General features: G+C 47.5%; 12 protein-coding genes. 3 read left to right on the top strand and 9 right to left on the bottom strand.

Features of this window, described 5'->3' with window-relative positions; all coding sequences use genetic code 11:
* Positions 1-402: 402 nt before the first annotated feature.
* From F0228_RS02570 to F0228_RS02585, 4 genes are all read right to left on the bottom strand, one after another.
* A complete protein-coding gene (locus F0228_RS02570; RefSeq protein ID WP_171761854.1) occupies positions 403-2,421 on the bottom strand; it encodes a methyl-accepting chemotaxis protein in 2,019 nt (672 codons plus the stop codon).
* Between the two features lie 200 nt (positions 2,422-2,621).
* Positions 2,622-3,911: a carbohydrate porin gene (locus F0228_RS02575; RefSeq protein ID WP_105058724.1), complete on the bottom strand. Its 1,290-nt coding sequence runs from the start codon at positions 3,909-3,911 to the stop codon at positions 2,622-2,624.
* Between the two features lie 373 nt (positions 3,912-4,284).
* Positions 4,285-6,345 carry a prolyl oligopeptidase family serine peptidase gene (locus tag F0228_RS02580; protein WP_105058723.1) on the bottom strand — a complete coding sequence of 687 codons (2,061 nt, stop codon included), beginning with the start codon at positions 6,343-6,345 and terminating at the stop codon, positions 4,285-4,287.
* Positions 6,346-6,356: 11 nt separating this feature from the next.
* A complete protein-coding gene (locus F0228_RS02585) occupies positions 6,357-7,274 on the bottom strand; it encodes a LysR family transcriptional regulator (RefSeq protein WP_061032952.1) in 918 nt (305 codons plus the stop codon).
* A 233-nt stretch (positions 7,275-7,507) separates the two neighbouring features.
* Between F0228_RS02585 and F0228_RS02590 the strand changes: the two genes are divergently transcribed.
* The 3 genes from F0228_RS02590 (at position 7,508) to F0228_RS02600 (ending at position 13,815) form a co-directional block, all read left to right on the top strand.
* Positions 7,508-9,202: an L-lactate permease gene (locus F0228_RS02590; protein ID WP_061032951.1), complete on the top strand. Its 1,695-nt coding sequence runs from the start codon at positions 7,508-7,510 to the stop codon at positions 9,200-9,202.
* Between the two features lie 202 nt (positions 9,203-9,404).
* The gene (gene lldD, locus F0228_RS02595; RefSeq protein ID WP_171730364.1) at positions 9,405-10,544 is read left to right on the top strand and encodes an FMN-dependent L-lactate dehydrogenase LldD; all 1,140 of its coding nucleotides are present in this window, start codon (positions 9,405-9,407) and stop codon (positions 10,542-10,544) included.
* Between the two features lie 415 nt (positions 10,545-10,959).
* On the top strand, positions 10,960-13,815 hold the full coding sequence (locus F0228_RS02600; RefSeq protein ID WP_171730363.1) for an FAD-binding and (Fe-S)-binding domain-containing protein: 2,856 nt from the start codon (positions 10,960-10,962) through the stop codon (positions 13,813-13,815).
* A 106-nt stretch (positions 13,816-13,921) separates the two neighbouring features.
* On the opposite strand, the gene F0228_RS02605 is transcribed toward F0228_RS02600, so the two are convergent.
* From F0228_RS02605 to F0228_RS02625, 5 genes are all read right to left on the bottom strand, one after another.
* Positions 13,922-14,164 carry a hypothetical protein gene (locus F0228_RS02605; RefSeq protein ID WP_171730362.1) on the bottom strand — a complete coding sequence of 81 codons (243 nt, stop codon included), beginning with the start codon at positions 14,162-14,164 and terminating at the stop codon, positions 13,922-13,924.
* 113 nt (positions 14,165-14,277) lie between these two features.
* Positions 14,278-16,014 carry an ABC transporter permease subunit gene (locus F0228_RS02610; RefSeq protein WP_171761855.1) on the bottom strand — a complete coding sequence of 579 codons (1,737 nt, stop codon included), beginning with the start codon at positions 16,012-16,014 and terminating at the stop codon, positions 14,278-14,280.
* A gap of 4 nt (positions 16,015-16,018) precedes the next feature.
* Positions 16,019-17,530 carry an ABC transporter substrate-binding protein gene (locus tag F0228_RS02615; RefSeq protein ID WP_171761856.1) on the bottom strand — a complete coding sequence of 504 codons (1,512 nt, stop codon included), beginning with the start codon at positions 17,528-17,530 and terminating at the stop codon, positions 16,019-16,021.
* 47 nt (positions 17,531-17,577) lie between these two features.
* Positions 17,578-18,429 (bottom strand): ATP-binding cassette domain-containing protein, encoded by an 852-nt coding sequence (locus tag F0228_RS02620; RefSeq protein WP_116871054.1) that lies wholly within the window; start codon positions 18,427-18,429, stop codon positions 17,578-17,580.
* Entirely contained in the window at positions 18,426-19,184 is a 759-nt protein-coding gene (locus tag F0228_RS02625; RefSeq protein ID WP_116871543.1) for an ATP-binding cassette domain-containing protein, read from the bottom strand. The genes F0228_RS02620 and F0228_RS02625 overlap by 4 nt, the downstream gene beginning before the upstream one ends.
* Positions 19,185-19,281: the final 97 nt, after the last annotated feature.

The raw sequence follows: 19,281 nt of genomic DNA on the forward strand, positions 1-19,281 counted from the left end.
CTTACAAAACGATTATTAAGAAATTACGTTTTAGTTGAAGTGAGTGTCATCACACTAAAGTTGGAGGTAAAAATGCCAGTTGTGGAAATCATGAAAGCGCTTACAGATTCACTTTACGCCATGAAACTGTTTCATGAGATTATTGTTTATATTATCAATATGACGTTCGATTACTTGCTCGTCAGATCAAAGAAGTACGCCAAAATTCATTTTTTAAAGCGTCATTTGATGATGAATCCGCAGCTGACGGCAATATACACGGGGAAAGTGACCTTGTTATTTCAATGGCCTTTCGAAATTGTATGAGAACATTTCCTCTCATGAGCACTCACATTAATGCTTCGTTGACCCGACACAAAAATGCCCAGCAAAAGCTGGGCATGGAAGAGGGTAGAGTCTCCTCTAAACCGTATTTTCTGATTGCTCGGCGAGCTTAAACTCTTGAGTTAGTGAGAATTGCTGCTGCGACATGGTTTCAAGCTGTTGACCATGAGAAAACAAAACCTGAGATCGTTGAGAGTTGTCCTCTGCCAAGGTGTGTATCTGACTGATGTTTTGTGTGACTTGAGAAGCAACCACTTGGTGTTCCGTGGTTGCAGTCGCGATTTGATGACTCCTTTGCTCAACCTCATTAAGCAGATCAGACACCGTTGAAATTGAATGATTCACTTCGCCCGTTTGCTCAACACATTGAACCATCCCCACCACACATTGATTGATTTGTTCCACCGCCAATTTAGAACTGGTTTGCAGCTGTTCAATCTTATTGTGTATCTCTTGCGTTGACGCATTGGTTTTGGCCGCTAACACGCGAACTTCATCAGCCACCACAGAGAAACCGCGCCCTTGTTCTCCCGCTCGAGCGGCTTCAATGGCGGCATTCAATGCCAACAAATTGGTTTGTTCGGAGATCCCAGATATCACATCCAAAATGGAGCCAATGCTGGCACTTTCGCTTTCGAGCTGGCCAATGGTCGCTGTTGATTCTGCCAACTTACGTTCTAAACTGCCCATCAACTCGACGCTTTTATCCATCGTCTTCTGGCCATCACTGGAACTCGACACCGCTTCGGTCACAAGCGTTAGCGTTTGATTCGCGGCTTGAGTTATTTCTGTCACCGAGCACTCGATCTGCTCCATAGCTGTTGCCACCATCACCGTTTGATTGGTTTGGTCTTGCATCGCCTCACTCAAAGAGCGGCTAGTGCTTTGGTTCTCTAAAGACGCCTCTTTTAAGCGTGTAGACGACTGACGCATGTTATCAATCATTTGAGTCAGGTGGCTGATCACTAAGTTGACCTTGTCGCTAACTGAACCGAACTCATTATTGGCTTGATATTGCACCACCGTGCTCAAGTCTTTATTGGCAACTTGGTCGAGTGCACTTTGCAGCAGCTTGCTTGGTTTACGGATCCCTTTGGCAATATTCAACCCAATCAACAGTGCAATAAGTACGGAAGAAAGTGCAATAACGCTCTGCATCACAAGGGCTTGCTGTGAAGAGTCCATCGACTCATGATACAAGCGCGTCGCAGTATCTTCAGCGTACGTAGACAGCTCATCAAAGTGACTTAGATGAACATCAATCGACTGTTCAATTTCCTGCTTTTGGAGGGAGATAGACTCATCGAGTTTAACGGTTTCTTTATGGGTAGATACTGAACCATTGGCTGAAAACGCATGTGAAGCGAGTAGTGATAAAGACTGTTTACTGCGGCGCAGCAAAGATGAATCTAGGTTGTCTAAATCTGCTACCGCTTGTTCGAGTCGCTCTTTGCGACTTTGCAGGCGGCGCTCAACACCGCGTACTTCCGATGACGTTTGCAGTGAAAACGCTTCATTGGCTTCCGATGCGATCAAACTCAATTGCACCAACAGAGCTTCGACTGCCTTTTGTGTCTGCTCCGAATCTGCACTCGCGAGTTGATTCACCAAGGTATTGTTAAGCTGCCCCACCACAGATTGAAATTGCGCCTGCTCCATCGAACCGAGATCTTTGCTATCCAAATACTCAACGTAAAGCTCCAATACCCGCTCTATCTTATCGATCGTCGACACGCCAGTTTGAGTGATGTTGTTGAGCATGACTTCCATTTGCGAACCAGCCTCACCCTTGCCTTCGAACCAGCTCAATTGCTGCTGATATTGCTTGATGTTGTTTAAGAAAGTTTGCTTCAGTGGCTCCAGTTCATCAACATAATTAGCGGACAAGTAGGGTGTGGTGCTGCGATTAATGTCCAGAAATCGGATGGTTAACGTGGAGGATTGAAGCATTAATGGCGCAGCTTGCTGGGTGATGTTTTCGATTCGAGTGGTGATGTCTTTATTGCTACTGATGCTTAACCATGCAGAACCCAGCATGATCACAATCAGTACGAAGAAACCTAAATAAACTCGAGACACGATGGAAGAAAGTCTCATAGTAAATCCCTGATCTAGTGGCGAAAAAAAGGGCACAAAAATGTGCCCAAGAATGGAGTTAATTGAAACGTGCCCTAATCAATCTGCCTTTAGGGCTAAAATGGACAGTATTTACGTACTATTGAAAAGCATGGATATTCGAAAGCATGGCTCTTTGAAAATATGCCGAATTCAAAGAGCCGCTCTTTCTATATCGGTGATTACCACCAAGCTTCAAACATTGCGCCGAACGACAATGTGTCAACATTCGTTGTCTTCACTGTGTTGCCTTTGGTTTCTACATCACCCACGGTTGTGTAGAAACGAAGCATTGGACGACTCCAAGGTAAGCCACCTAGAGAAACGTTTTGAGAAAGCGTTACTTTCCATGCGTTCTCTTCACCGTCGTCATCGTAATCAACCATGCCGTAGCCCGCTTCTAACCATGTAGAATGAACATCATCCCATTGGTACTGTGGACGAACGATACCTGCGTATTCCGTGTTCTCGCGGTCTAGATCAGAACCGGAGTTGTCTTTGTACGACACTAAGTAATCGATGATGAAGTTGTCTGATGCTGCGTAGCTACCTTCAACACTTGCGTACAAAGTTTGGTAATCACCTTTTAGGTCAAATACTGATGAATCCGCACCGTCACCATACTTAACAACCAACTTGTTAGACTCACCCAAGCCTAAGGTTGCACCTACCAGGTATGCCGTTTCGTCACTGACTTTTGGAGCACCCGCTACGTCAGAGTCTGCTTCATCTGAAGCAAAACCATAGTTCGCATATAGGTCTAGTTGGCCGATACCCGCATTAATAGAGTGCAACTTAGAAGTAATTGCGTATCGACCGTTGTCGTTCACTAGGCCGCCTTTCACTTGGCCTACGAAGCCCATGTCTAGCTTGGCACCGCCGAAATCTAGGTTGTTAAAACCAGCACCTTGACCATCGTGTGTCATCCAGAAGTAATCGTTCAAACCTTGTTGCGGACGTTGATGGAAGTCACGACCAGCCCACATGTAAAGCTCAGGCTGGCTTTCAAATACATTGGTTACACCAGCGTACATTTTTTTCATGCTCAGGCCACCGTCATCAGCCCATGCGTCTGCTTCCCAGTGGTCAGCCATGAATACGATGTCCCAGATAGCGCCGTTGTCAGCTTGGAAAAGCTTAGCTAACTGAACTTCACCACCATTCGCTTCGTTACCTAAACGACCAACTGAGCGGCCTGTTGTACCGATGTCTACGTAGCGCTCATCACCACTTTTGTAGTGAGCGCCGTAGCGAGCGTAACCAGAGAAGACGATACCGTCTGGCACAGTTGTTTCTGAAGTTAGAACCGCTTGTTGCTGATCATCAACATACTTGATGTCCCCAACTTGAGATTCCAACTCTTGGATTCGTTGCTCGAGAGCAGCAAGATCCGTTTCTGCAGCAAAAGAAGAGAGTGAAGCAAGCGAAGCCGCCACTGCGACCGTTATTGGCAAAAGCTTAAATTTTTGCATTGTAATTCCCTATTATTTTTTTGAGTTTTCATCGAACAGGGAAATATTAAGCAATGAAAGCGTTGAAAAGTTGGTCGCTGTTCACACTGATAAATTAGGTCGAGAGCCATGAAACTTTTAGAAAAGTCATACCCAAAACTATTAATTTAATATCAGAAACTTAGGACGGGAAACGCGTGAAATATCAGCTTGAAATCGCTTTCATTTCATCAATAATGGCGGGGTCTATCACGGAAAAGTGTATGTAAAAATGAAGGAAATATGGTGCAGTTTTGATAAGTTTTCATATATATGAAAAGCCTCAAAATCTAAGGTCGATTTTGAGGCTATTTGGTCTGAGTCAAACACCCAATTATCTAGAATCAAGCATTATCTAAAACGAATCTAGAGATTCAACGCCCATATTAAACAGCGTAAACGCATAGATATCGGCAGTGAGATCGATCGCTTTACTCAGTGGCATTCCGGCGCCATGGCCCGCATTTACGTCGATACGAATCATCACAGGCGCACCACCTTCATGCTTATCTTGCAGCTCTGCGATAAACTTATAAGAGTGTGCTGGCACCACGCGGTCATCATGATCCGCTGTCGTAACCAAAGTTGCTGGGTAGTCGACACCGCGCACAACGTTGTGAACCGGAGAGTAACCAAGCAGGTATTCAAACATCTCTTTGCTTTGCGCGGAGGTACCATAGTCGTACGCCCAGCCTTCGCCAGACGTAAAGGTATGGTAACGCAGCATGTCTAGCACCCCAACAGCAGGTAGAGCCACTTGGAAAAGCTCCGGCCTCTGTGTCATACACGTACCCACCAGCAATCCACCGTTAGAGCCGCCACGAATCGCCAACTTGTCACTACTGGTATAGTTCTCGGCGATTAAGAACTCCGCAGCAGCAATGAAGTCATCAAACACATTCTGCTTTTGCTGCTGAGTACCCGCTTTATGCCACGCCTTACCGTACTCACCGCCGCCTCTCAGGTTGGGAACTGCGTACACGCCACCCAATTCTAACCAACTGCCCACCGTCCCCGAGAAAGAAGGCGTTAGGCTGACATTAAAGCCGCCATAGGCGTACAACATGGTTGGGTTATTACCGTCCAGTTTTAGTCCCTTCTTATAAGAGATAAGCATCGGAACCTGAGTGCCATCTTTTGAGGTATAAAAGACCTGTTTAGACTCAAACTTATCCGATTCAAACGGTGACTCAGAGCGCTGATAAACTTCTGAACTGCCCGACTCAATATCAAAAGAGAAAATGGTTGGCGGCGTAACATAGTTGGTAAAGGTGTAATAAAGCTGAGTTTGCTCTTTCTTACCACCTAAGCCACTGGCCGTTCCCAACCCAGGTAAATGGATTTCCCGAACTAGGTTGCCTTGGTAATCCAGCTGCTCAATTTTCGACACCACATCCACCATGTAGTGGGCAAACAAGTATCCGCCGCCAGTACTGATGTCTAATGGCTGTGGCTTTTCTGAGATGATATCTCTCCACTGCTCAGTGCCGCTATCAAAGCTCACAATCTTGCCATTCGGCGCATCAAGGTTGGTGTATAGAATGAAGTTCTCACCTTGATTATCGATGAGATACGTATCGCTATCCACATGATCAATCAGTGTGTTCAAAGACTGCTCTGATGATTTTAAATCGATATAGAACAGTCGATTACCTGATGTCGACTCCTTGCCGAGGATGATCAAGTATCGATCGTCTTCGGTGGTGTAGCCGGATACATAGCGGTGTTGCTCATCGTTGCTTTCGCCAAAGATCACCTTGTCGCTAGCTTGCTCTGTGCCCAACTCATGGAAGTACAGCTTGTGTTGTTCTGTACGAGCTGAAAGTTCACTACCGTCAGGCTTATCGTAACTGGAGTAGTAAAAACCGCGATTGCCTAACCAAGAAATGCCAGTAAATTTGGCGTCGGTAATTTCCGTTTCGAGCTGCTGCTTAGTCTCAGTTTCAATCACGAAGATCTTACGCCAGTCACTGCCACCCTCAGAAATACTGTACGCCACTAAGCTATAGTCTTTCGAAAACGACACCGAGCCCAGAGACGTCGTGCCATCTTCCGAGAAAGTGTTCGGGTCTAAGAATACTTCAACCGACTGTCCCTCTCTCTGACGATAGAGAATGCTGTGGTTCTGCAAGCCATCATTCTTATAGAAGTAGGTGTAGTCGCCTCGGACAAACGGCTGCGAGCTCTTTTTGTAGTCTTGCGCTTTTGCCAAACGCTCTCGCAGCTCTGCGCGATAGGGAATTTGAGCAAGGTAATCGAACGTGACTGCATTCTGGCTCGCTACCCACTCTGCAGTTTGGTCACTTCTATCATCTTCTAACCAGCGGTATGGGTCTTCGATTATCTGACCAAAATAGTCATCGCTGACGATCTGCTTATTGGTGATTGGATATTGATACTCTTTTAAATAGCTCATCGTGATCCTTATTAAAAATAGTGTGAAATCGTCAGATAACGAGTTCTGATGTGTTCAATCAATAACTTAATCTTGTTGGGCGGCTGGCGCGTAAAAGGGTACACCGCATAAATACCGAGCTTCTTACCCACTAAGTCAGGGAAGATATCCACCAGCTGACCGTTACGAATATCGTGATAAACCAGACAACGCGGCACGTACGCAACGCCATGTCCACCCAGCGCAGCTTTTCTTAATGCAGTCGCGTTGTCTGTCGAGAAAGAGCCCGAAACACGCACGATATATTTGTCGTTGTCTGTACAACCGTCTTTGCTATGCAGAAACTGCCACTCACTCGCCCCTGTGGTTTGATAGGCGTATTGCAAGCAGTTGTGCTCAATTAAGTCTTTGGGCTGCATCGGTTTACCGTTCTTAGCAATGTACGAGGGCGAGGCACACACCACCCATTGTGAATCCAATATATGTCGCGCAATCAAGCTGGAATCTTCTAGGTAACCGGTACGAATCACCAAGTCCAAACCATCTTCTACTAAGTCAACAAAGCGATTATCCAGTGACATATCGACCGTTAAACCTGGGTGCATATTACAAAACTCGGCAACGGCGTCTGCCAGAATCAAATCTCCAGAGATAGTGGGCACTGACATTTTGATGTGACCGCTGACATTTTCACCAAAGCCTGAAACTGCATCCATAGCCTCTTGGGTTGCCTGCTTCACATTTTTGGCTCCATGCAGTATCGCCTTACCTGCCTCTGTCAGCGTTAATTTACGCGTTGTGCGATATAATAATTGAACCCCTATCTCTTCCTCTAAACGAGCAATTCTTTTACTAACTACCGAATTTGTAAGGTTATTTTGCTCTGCTACCTTACTGAAACTGCCCAGTTCTACTACCTGTGAAAACAGGATCAAATCATCTGCTCGCATCTGATTATGCCAATTTTGGAATTAATTATTTTCATTATTTCCCTATATCAATAAAAAATAAAGGGGTAAATTCACGCCAAATTAACAAAACAATTACAAAAGAGTCATTCCAATTACAAGATTCGCACCCAAATGGTTCCCGCTTAGAGGCCAATAGCGAATCAAAAATGACAACCCATAACGTGTTATCTACTTCAAACATGAACGTTTGAAAACAGTACGAGGAAGTACCCATGAGTGAAACTCTACTAGCTCTATTGGCCTTTTCACCAATAGTTGTTGCAGCGATTCTGCTGGTCGGCCTGAACTGGCCTGCGAAAAAAGCGATGCCAGTGGCATTTGCATTAACCGTTGCTATTGCCCTATTTGCTTGGGATATGTCTGGCACTCGCGTGCTGGCTTCTGTATTTCAAGGCTTCGGCATTACCGTGTCGGTTCTCTGGATTGTGTTCGGCGCCATCTTCTTATTAAACACTTTGAAACACACCGGAGCTATCACCACCATCCGCAACGGCTTCACGGACATATCCGCTGACCGTCGTGTTCAGGCGATCATCATCGCTTGGTGTTTCGGCTCCTTCATTGAGGGCGCATCTGGCTTCGGCACACCTGCAGCTATTGCAGCACCGTTACTGGTTGCGATCGGCTTCCCTGCGCTTGCTGCGGTACTGATGGGCATGATGATCCAATCGACACCAGTATCGTTCGGTGCGGTTGGCACTCCAATTATCGTTGGTGTGAACAAAGGTTTGGACACGCACAACATCGGTGAAAGCCTGATTGCTCACGGTTCTACTTGGGACGCTTACCTGCAACAAATCACCTCAAGTGTGGCACTGATTCACGCCTCTGTGGGTGTGATGATGCCAGTACTAATGGCAATGATGCTGACTCGCTTCTTCGGTAAGAACAAAAGTTGGACAGAAGGTCTAGACATTCTACCGTTCGCACTGTTTGCTGGTGCAGCGTTCACCATCCCTTACGCACTAACAGGTGTCTTCCTAGGTGCTGAGTTCCCGTCTCTAATTGGTGGTCTAGTCGGCCTAGCAATTGTGGTTACTGCAGCAAAACGTGGCTTCCTCGTTCCAAAATCAAAATGGGATTTCGAGAGCGAAGAGAAGTGGCCAGCAGAATGGTTAGGTTCTCTGAAAATCGACCTTGATGACAACAATCAAAGCCATAAGAAAATGAGCATGGCGATGGCATGGGCACCATACGTGCTGCTAGCGGTGACCTTGGTTGCTAGCCGTGTGAGCCCTGAGTTCAAAGGCCTACTGAAGAGCGTTAGCCTTTCATTCAGCAACATCCTTGGTGAGACTGGCGTAAGCACAGCGATTCAACCTCTTTATCTGCCGGGCGGTATCCTAGTATTTGTTGCGCTGGTTGCTGTTCTGATTCAAGGCCGCAGCGCAGCGCCACTAGCGAAAGCATTCGGTGAATCAAGTAAAACACTGATTGGTGCAGGTTTCGTACTGGTATTCACCATCCCTATGGTTCGTATCTTCATCAACTCTGGTGTGAACGCAGCTGACCTAGCGAGTATGCCTGTAACAACAGCCAACTTTGCAGCTGACCTAGTTGGCAGCGCATTCCCAGCATTGAGTGCCACTGTTGGAGCGTTAGGTGCCTTCATTGCAGGTTCGAACACCGTTTCCAACATGATGTTCAGCCAGTTCCAATTCGAAGTAGCGCAGACCTTGACTATCTCGAGTGCAGTCGTCGTTGCCCTACAAGCCGTTGGTGCAGCAGCCGGTAACATGATTGCGATTCACAACGTGGTAGCCGCTTCGGCAACGGTAGGCCTACTAGGACGTGAAGGTGCAACACTACGTAAAACCGTTATCCCTACGTTCTATTACTTGGTGATGACGGGCATCATCGGCCTAGTGGTTATCTACGGTTTCAATATGACAGACGCACTTATGTAGACCATAAGTCGTTACAAAAGCACTTGGCGTTAATACTCAATTCCCCGACAGCGACACCGTCTAATAAGACAGTTGATGAGTTCCGGGATGGATACTAGAACACATCAACACCCACGGGTATTAACGCCATTTTCCCGAATTAAAGCAGCCCAAACCAAGCTCTCAAAGAAGAGCAACATCCCAAGAATTTAGGACTGAAATTATGATCATATCCGCATCGACTGATTACCGCGCCGCAGCAAAAGCGAAATTACCACCGTTTCTTTTTCACTATATTGATGGTGGCTCTTACGGAGAACATACCCTACGCCGCAACACGGCTGACCTTGCTGAGATTGCGCTAAAACAACGCGTACTCAACGACATGTCGGACCTAAATTTAGAAACCGAGTTATTTGGCGAGAAGCTAGCGATGCCAATTGCACTGGCGCCTGTTGGTTTAACGGGTATGTATGCAAGACGCGGTGAAGTACAAGCCGCCAAAGCCGCAGACAACAAAGGCATTCCGTTTACCATGTCGACCGTGTCAGTGTGCCCGATTGAAGAAGTAGCCCCTAAGATTGAACGCCCAATGTGGTTCCAACTTTACGTGCTCAAAGATCGTGGCTTCATGAAGAACGTACTAGAGCGTGCAAAAGCGGCAGGCGTGACCACACTGGTTTTCACGGTTGATATGCCCGTACCCGGCGCTCGCTACCGTGACATGCATTCCGGAATGAGTGGACCAAATGCAGCAGTACGCCGCGTATTCCAATCTATGCGTCATCCTAGTTGGGCAGTTGATGTCGGCTTGCTGGGTAAACCACACGACCTAGGCAACATCTCTACTTACCGTGGCTCTCCTACCAAGCTGGAAGACTACATCGGTTGGTTAGGTGACAACTTCGATCCGTCGATTTCATGGAAAGACCTAGAGTGGATTCGTGATTTCTGGGACGGCCCAATGGTCATCAAAGGTATTCTCGACGAAGAAGATGCAAAAGACGCGGTGAGATTTGGCGCAGACGGTATCGTCGTTTCAAACCACGGTGGTCGTCAGCTTGACGGCGTTCTATCAAGTGCCAAAGCGCTGCCATCGATTGCTGATGCAGTGAAAGGCGATACCAAGATTCTGGTCGACTCTGGCATTCGAACTGGCTTAGATGTGGTTCGCATGATGGCACTTGGCGCAGACTGCACCTTGCTTGGCCGTTCTTTCGTATACGCATTAGCAGCTCAAGGACAAGCCGGCGTTGAGAACCTACTCGACCTTTACGACAAAGAGATGCGCGTTGCCATGACATTAACTGGCGCAAAGACAATCAAAGACTTAACTCGTGAATCTTTGGTGGGGTTAGAGTAAGCCCGTTGATTCACTGTAATGCTTGGGTCTACTTAGACTGAAGTTCAATCGATGTCACAGCAATTCCACTGCCGTTGTGACACCGTTTAAGCACTGGAAAATAAAATAAAAAGCTAGGGCGTGTTGATCTTTCGAGCTGATTTTTGCAGCGAGTTGCTGGGTGTTTATACAAGGCAGAGGCGTCGATGTGTAGCTAGCCTACATGAGAAGCCGATAACGTAGTAGAAATGACCAGCAAACGCTGCCCGAAGGGTTCGGCTAAAAGCGTTTTACTCTTTGTTGAGGGAGATTTGCTTAGAATACTAGGTTACTTCCCCCTCGCCGCGATTAAAACGCTTTTATCTCGAACAAAATTTAACCACGAAAGGTCAACACGCCCTGATCAGTGCCAAATAAGAAGCACAAGGAAGCAAAGATGGAGACAAACACATCCCATGAGCGAGTAGTTGACGCCAAAGCTTATCAGCAGCTTGAGGCGATACTGGCTCAGAAAATAGAAACGGAACGCATTGTCACGCAAGAGGCAAAGCGATTGGCTTACGGCACCGATGCGAGTTTTTATCGCTTGGTGCCGAAAATGGTTCTAAGACTTAAAAACTTAGAGGAAGTGATATTCACGATTCAAAGCTGTCGTGAACTGGGCATTCATTTTACCTTTCGCGCGGCCGGTACCAGTCTTTCAGGACAAGCGGTTTCAGATTCAGTACTTATCACTCTGACCGACGATTGGCGTGGCCATGAGATTGTCGATAACGGCAATCAAATCATTCTTCAACCCGGTGTAATTGGCGCTGATGCCAATAAATACCTTGCCCCGTTCCAACGTAAAATAGGCCCAGATCCAGCCTCTATCAACACCTGTAAGATTGGTGGTATTGCAGCGAACAACGCCAGTGGCATGTGTTGTGGTACTGCGCAGAACTCCTATCGCACGGTCGAAAGCATGAAAGTCGTATTGAGCGATGGCACCCTGCTCGATACCGCAGACAGTGCTAGCGTTGAATCATTCAAGCAGTCACACAAAACGCTGTTTGATGGTATTGCTGAATTACACCGTCAAACCAGCTCAAATCAAGAACTCGCCGACAGAATCCGCCACAAGTATCGCCTTAAAAACACCACGGGCTACGCACTCAATGCATTAGTCGATTACCACGACCCAATCGAAATCATTAAACACCTGATGATCGGTTCAGAGGGCACGCTAGGCTTCATCGCTGAGATCACTTACAACACAGTGATTGAACACCCGAACAAAGCCTCTGCTCTGTTGGTGTTTGCCGATATCGAGCAAGCCAGTAAGGCTGTGACTACGCTATCCAAAACTCCGGTTGCTGCTGTTGAGTTAATGGACGGTAGAGCGCTACGTTCTGTCGCGGATAAACCGGGTATGCCTGCGTTCATGCCAAGCCTAGATCTAGAAGCTGCAGCTATTTTGGTGGAATCACACGCCAGCTCCCAGCAGGACTTAGATTTACAATGTAAATCAATTTTGGATGCATTAGCTGATTACACGATTGTCGAATCTGTCCCTTTCACGTCCGATCCTAAGACTGTCGCTACCCTGTGGGGCATCCGTAAAGGCATGTTCCCGGCCGTTGGCGCAGTGCGTGAAGTCGGCACGACGGTCATCATTGAAGATGTTGCTTTCCCAGTCGAAAATCTTGCAAATGGCATTCGAGAGCTGCAAGAGCTGTTCGATAAATACGACTACAGCGAGGCGATCATTTTTGGCCACGCTCTGGAAGGCAACCTGCACTTTGTGTTTACCCAAGGTTTTGATAGCCAAGAAGAGATCGACCGTTACGGTGGTTTCATGGATGACGTAGCCGAGCTTGTCGCCGTGAAATATCAAGGATCTCTGAAAGCGGAACACGGCACAGGCCGTAACATGGCACCTTACGTGGAGTTGGAATGGGGCAAAGATGGTTACGCCTTGATGCAACAGATCAAAGCGCTGTTCGACCCAGAAAGGTTGCTCAACCCTGGCGTTATCATCAACGACAACCCAAACTCCCACATCACAGACTTAAAGCCAATGCCAGCTGCCGACGATCTTGTCGACCGCTGTATTGAGTGTGGATTCTGTGAGCCAGTCTGCCCGTCTCGCACACTGACCTTGTCACCTCGCCAACGTATTGTGCTGTACCGAGAACTGCAACGCCGACGAGCAGCAGGTGAAGAGATAGAAGCCAGCGAACTAGAAAAAACCTTCGAATACCAAGGCATCGATACCTGCGCGGCAACAGGTCTGTGTGCCGAACGCTGTCCAGTAGGCATTAATACGGGTGACTTGGTGAAGAAGCTTCGTGTTGCCAAGTATGAGAAGTTCACACCAATCGCCAAATGGACAGCGGATCATTTCTCGACCACCACGAAGCTGACCAAAGCCGGCCTCAAAACCAATCAAGTAGCGAGTAAGGTCTTGGGGGCAAACACGGTCGGTAAGCTTACCAATGGCCTGCGCTCAGTGACCAAAGGCGTAACGCCTGTTTGGATGCCTGAGATGCCGCAGTCCAACAGTTACTCTCTCACGGCTTCACCAATGACAGCCGAAACTTCTAATGACGCAAAGAAAGTGGTTTACCTCCCGTCGTGTGCTAGCCGAACCATGGGGCAACAGAGTGATGCGGGCGACCAACGTCCTCTAACGGAAGTGACCATGTCTTTACTTAACAAAGCCGGATTTGAGGTTATTCTTCCGAAGAAGCTAGATGACCAATGTTGTGGCATGCCTTACGACAGCAAAGGAATGAGCGATTTAGCCCAATCTAAAGCGCAACAACTCGAAGAAGTGTTGTGGCAAGCGAGTCGTCAGGGTGAATACCCAGTATTGATGGACACCAGCCCGTGTGCCAAACGCAGTATTGAGCAGTTCACTAAGCCGTTAGAAGTGCTAGAACCGACAGGATTTGTGAACCAATACTTGCTAGAACACCTGACGCTTGAACCACTTAAAGAGACCGTGATGCTGCATGTCACTTGTAGCTCTCGCCGAATGGGCTTAGAAGGGGCGATGTTAAACCTTGCTAAAGCGTGTACTGAAGAAGTGATTGTTCCAGAGCATATTCAATGTTGTGGCTGGGCGGGTGACAAAGGCTTCACTACGCCAGAACTGAATGAAGCAGCGGTGCACCCACTTAAGGAACAAGTACCGAGCAACTGTACTCGTGGATTCAGTAACAGCCGAACTTGTGAGATCGGTTTGTCACATCACAGTGGCATTCCATATCAATCAATCTTGTACTTGGTGGACGAAGTTGCACAGTAGCTTCACTCTCATTACTAGTGACGAGCTCTAGCTTAAAACGAAAAATGGCAGCCTAATCAGGCTGCCATTTCTTTATTCGATTTAAAACGTGCTAATGAGCTAACAGTTAGAGAGCTAAACGCATCAACTCTTCTGGCGAGTAGTGTTCTGCTTCTGCACCTTTGGCAATTAAGTCGATCACTCGGAACGCACTCATATCACCAAATTCTTTGGTCAAGTAATCACGAAACGCTTTTTCGTTCGGCCATTTTCCTCGCACGATATAACCCTCTTCTTTGTCGAAGTCTTCCGTCTCAAAGAAAGAAAAATCAGTCATACCAATGTTGTGGCAATACAAAACGAGATACATGTTGAATCCTTTACACTTAACTAGGGTCTATTGAACTTTCGAGCAGTTCTAAAAGCAGACCTAAGATTACAACATAAATAGCCAACCGAAAACTTAAGCCCCTTGCTGATTCGTTAGTCGTCAAACATCATGTTGATGGCAGCACCCAACAGAATGAGCCCAATAATTGGTCCCATCACAGCCAATGGCGCGCGCTCAATGTATGGCAAGTTCTCTGCAATCATTAAACCCCATTCAGGTGTTGGTGGTTTTGCCCCTAACCCGATGAAACTCAGTGATGTCAGGCTTAGCGTGATGACTGGCAACCTCAACAACGCGTGTCTTAGTAGCGGCGGTAACACATAAGGAAGCAAGTAGAAGCGGAAGATGCTCAGCTTGCTAGTACCCCACAATGGCGCGAGGTGCGTATAAGGCTGAGCCTTAGCTTCCACAATTAAACTTGAACAGTGCGCCGCTAATGGCGCCCAAGATACCAGTACAATCGCGATTAATGCGCTGTTCGGGTTCATCCCAGTTAAGCCCGCAACCAACAGGCCAGCAATGATGTAAGGGATGCCCTTAGTGATCTCGATAAGGCCTTGGCTAAAACGTGTGTTGAAGCCCATGATGATGCCCGTCACCAAGCTCAAGAAGGTTGCCAAGATACCCGCTTGGAAGGTCTCGACCATACCAGAACCGATTCTCGCTAACAGGTCTCTCCCAATGCCATCGGCCCCCAAAGGTGCTTGCCAGCTCGGTGATGCCAAACGTGCAAACTGGCTGGTGTATGGGTCTCGGAATACCGCCCATACCACGATAGCAATTAGGAATGAGAAGATCGCAAAAGCAGTGACACGCTTGGCGCGGCTCTGGGTAAAGCGAAACGAAGAGTGACTACTAATTAGCTTGCCGCTTTTCAGGCTATGACCCAGAATCAACTGCTGAACAAATAAGCTGATGCTGCTTACTGCAATCGAAAACAGCAGCAATACTAATAAGCCGCCTTGCAGCATAGGTAGATCTTGCGCCTTAGCAGCACCAAGAATCATGCGCCCGATCCCCGGAATCGAGAAGATAAGCTCAACTGCGACCGCGCCACCCGTCAAGCCGATCACAATCATCGCGATTTGTGGGATCAGGCTGCTCAACGCTCTTTTCAGCGCAAAGCGAATAATTTGATTAGAGTGAACGTTGGCACTGAGCCAAGTGATCACCCAAGGTTCATTAAGAACGCGTTGTAAACTGTCTCTGAGTAGGCGACTAAATAGGCCGCTAGCGGGCAGTGCGAGTGCTAAACTCGGTAGCCAGATATCTTGCCAGCCTTGCCAACCATACGGTGGTAGCCAGCCTAACCAGATTGAGAACACCAGTATTAATACCGAAGCCACCACGTACTCTGGCAAGGATATTAATACGGTGCTTAAACTGCTGTAACTCTGCCCTAATTTGCCTTTCTTCCAACTACGCAAGGTAACAAGTAAACCTGCACCGCACAGTACGAAAGTCATCAGCAATGCACTAGACATCAAAAACAAAGACGTAGACGCTGTTTTTTGCAGACCTAATGCAACCGAAGAGCCATCTATCCATGATGTACCTAAGTCCCCAGAGAAGGCACTGCCAACCCAGTCGATTAGGCGCTCACTTGCCGAACGATCCAGCTGTAAATCAGCTCGCACCGCGGCTAAAGCTTCAGGCGTAAGCAGGTGTTGTTGCCCCGCCCTCGCTCGCAGGATGGATTGACTTGGGTCGATGCCGGCAATGTCAGGCATCAAGCCAACAAGAATCACCACCACAATTAATGAAGCGATTCTTGATAGCCAAGGCGTCAAGATAAATAAGGTTCGACGCAGAGTCTCAGCAGATAGCATTTATTTAGTTAACCTGTGTCGCTTTTTTGACCTGTGTAGTTTGGTCAACCAAGCGACGCTCACTTGGGTCACGAACTACATTGCTTACACGCTCGCTTTCACCTTGAATCACACGCTCATGAAGCAGCGGAATAGCCGCGACGTCATTAAGTATTTTTTGCTCAGCTTCAATGATCGCTTGCTGACGCAGCGCACCTAGTGGTTGCAGGTCTGCGTGAGTCAATGCTTTGTCTACTTCTTGAGAGCAGAACTGACCAAGGTTGAATGAACCCTTACAGCCAAAGTCACTCATCATGTAAGCCACTGGGTCACCAGAATCCAGAACGGTTGCACGAGAAAGGATGAACGCATCAAACTTGCCAGACAATGCATCGTTTTCAATCTGAGCGTATTCGCGGATATCCAGCTCAACTTTAAAACCAGCCGCTTCGAGTTGCTGTTTAAGTAGTGCAGCGACTTCTGGAAGCTCAGCACGATCAGTAAAAGTACCGATAACAATGCTTTCACCGTTTGCTTTTAACGTTTTGTCTACCGCCTGACCTTCAGGTCGAATCGGCTCAGCCCAAGCAAGTGCAGGACCTAACAGACCTTGCGCGATATCCGCGTGATTTTCGTACACGGTCTTAACGATTTGCTCACGGTCTACCGCAGCAGCAGCGACTTTACGTAGGTTGATATCGCTAAATACACCCGATTTGTTGTTCAGGTAAAGCGTGTTAGTGCGAGGCATTGCCACTTCATAAAGCAGGTTAGAGTCAATGGTCGCGATTTGTGAAACTGGCACCGCTTCAACGACGTCTGCAGTACCCGTTCGTAGAGCTGCGGCACGAGCGAAGCCGTTTGGAACATACTCTGCAATCACAGATTCAATTCTCGCCTTTTCGCCCCAGTAGTCATCAAATCGCTGGAGCTTAGCACTTGTTGTTCCGTTAATTTCAGTCAACTCAAACGGGCCCGTACCTGCGCCAGTTGGGATTACACGACCATCTTCTTGGTAAGCGCTTGCTGCAAGAATCGCTAGCTGAGGGCTTGATAGACGGCTTGGTAAAAGAGGGTCATCAAAGCTGGTTTTGATCTCTACGCGGTAGTTGTCCGTCGCTTTCACTTCTAACTCTACACCATCTAGGATGCGTGGCTTAGGTGCCGCTTCTAGAGCTTTCTGTAGTGAGTTCACAACAGACTCTGCGGTTAATGTCGAACCATCGTGGAATTTAACACCTTGGCGAACCGTGAATTGCCACGTCAGTGGATCCACCTGTTGCCAGTCCGTAGCCAGCATTGGCTCAGCTTCTGAAGCTGGGCTCAGGTTAACTAGCGTTTCAGCCGTGCTCCAACGCGATAACTTAAACGCATCATCAGAAAGTGGCGATAGGCCCGTTCTTGGTGGCTGCATCATCGCGACACGGATTTCAGATTTGACCGCAGCTTCGCTCGACTCTGGTTGAGAGTCAAAACAGCCTGTCAAAGGCAGCGCTAGCGCAAGTGCGCAAGCCAATTTGATTGAATTAAAACGCATAGTTATTTTTCTCTATAGCTGTATTTTATTAATTAGTAAGGTTGTGTTTAACAAGTAGATTTCGACAGAGGCTGAGATTCGATCAACATCTGAGTCGCTGGATGAGCAGGAATGCTCATCACTTGATAGGTCGATCCGTGCTCCACCATTTCACCATGGTCGAGGACCAGAATTTCTTCACAAAGTGCCTTTGCTGCCCCTAGATCATGTGTCACCAAAACTAGGCGCATATCACGCTTCTTTTTCAATGAATTCAATAAGTCGAGTAGCCTCTGACGATTCACCGGATCTAGGCTGCTGGTTGGCTCATCGGCAACTAATACTGCGGGTCTAACGACAAGCGCCCGAGCAATCGCCACACGTTGAGCTTGGCCTGTAGAAAGTTGATTGGGTTTCAGTGATAACAAAGACGCAGGTAAGCCAACGTCCGATAGCGTCTCTTCAATGATGCTTTCATGATTGCCAGAAACATCAAGGTTGCTCAACGGCTCGGCTAAGATCTGTCGAACGGTGTAGTAAGGGTTGAGGCTAGTGTGTGGCTCTTGTGGCACCAGTTGGATAAGGCGACATACTGCCGCTTGCACTTTGCTATCTCGAATTGGCAATGAATAACCAAACAAGCTGATATCACCAACGGTCGGCGATTTCAGTCCAAATAGCAGTTCAATCAGCGTAGATTTACCCGCACCAGAACGTCCAACAATAGCTAGGCTTTTGTCTTCAACATTAAGGTCGATGTTCTGTAGCGCTTTGAACGCCTGGCCACCTAACCAACGAGGAATGGAGTAATAGTGCACTCCGACATTCTCGAACTTAATCTCAATCGGTGTTTGTGTTTCTGAATCAATCACAGGCATTGACGGCGAGACTTCTGAATTTAGTGGAAAGGCTGAGCTCATTCGATGAGATCTCTCAATGAACAACAGAACGCGTGAGAACTCGATTCAAGCGCATGTTTCGGTGCTCCATAAGCCACCACGCCGCCATCATCGATCACCAATAACTTGTCACATGCTAACGCGCTGTGTAGATCATGAGTAATAAGCAAGCCGCCAATCTGGCGCTGCTTAACATTGTCACGAATCAGCTTAAGTATCTCTTGCTCTGTTACCGGGTCTAACGCACTGGTCGGCTCATCGGCAATGATGATGTCGGCGTTACTCAGCAAACCAATCGCAATACACACTCGTTGACGTTGTCCTCCAGAGATTTGGCTTGGGTATAACGGCAAAATAGTTTCTGGATTTGGGAAACCCAGTTGCACCAACAGTTCGTTGATCTTGGTTTTGTCTTTTGACTTAGGTTTTGTGCGAGTCCCTGTCAGTGCCAAACTGAGCTGACCTTCAATGGAAACGAGCGGATTGAGCGCTTGAAGGGCATCTTGGAAAATAACCGCTGGCCTTTGTGCTGCTGTTCTTTGCAGCATTGGTAAGCCACATACCGCCTCACCAGCAAAAGTAATATGACCATCCACCTCGACAGCCTCTGGCAGAAACCCCGCAATAGCGCGAGAAAGCATCGACTTACCAATGCCTGAAGGCCCCATGACCGCCAACAGCTCTCCTCGATCAACATCGAAGTGGATATCTTGGAAAAGTGTTCTTGAAGAAGTTTTGATTGTTAGTCGGTCAACAGACAAAAGTGGGGCGTTCACGAAAATACTCACAGATAAGATGTTATAACATAACAACTCTATCATTTGGCCGACATGATGAAAAGAGAACATTGAACTGTATCGCAGTTTTTTGCTG

Origin of the sequence: Vibrio sp. 99K-1, from assembly GCF_013114585.1 — a bacterium.
GTDB classification, from domain to species: domain Bacteria; phylum Pseudomonadota; class Gammaproteobacteria; order Enterobacterales; family Vibrionaceae; genus Vibrio; species Vibrio chagasii_B.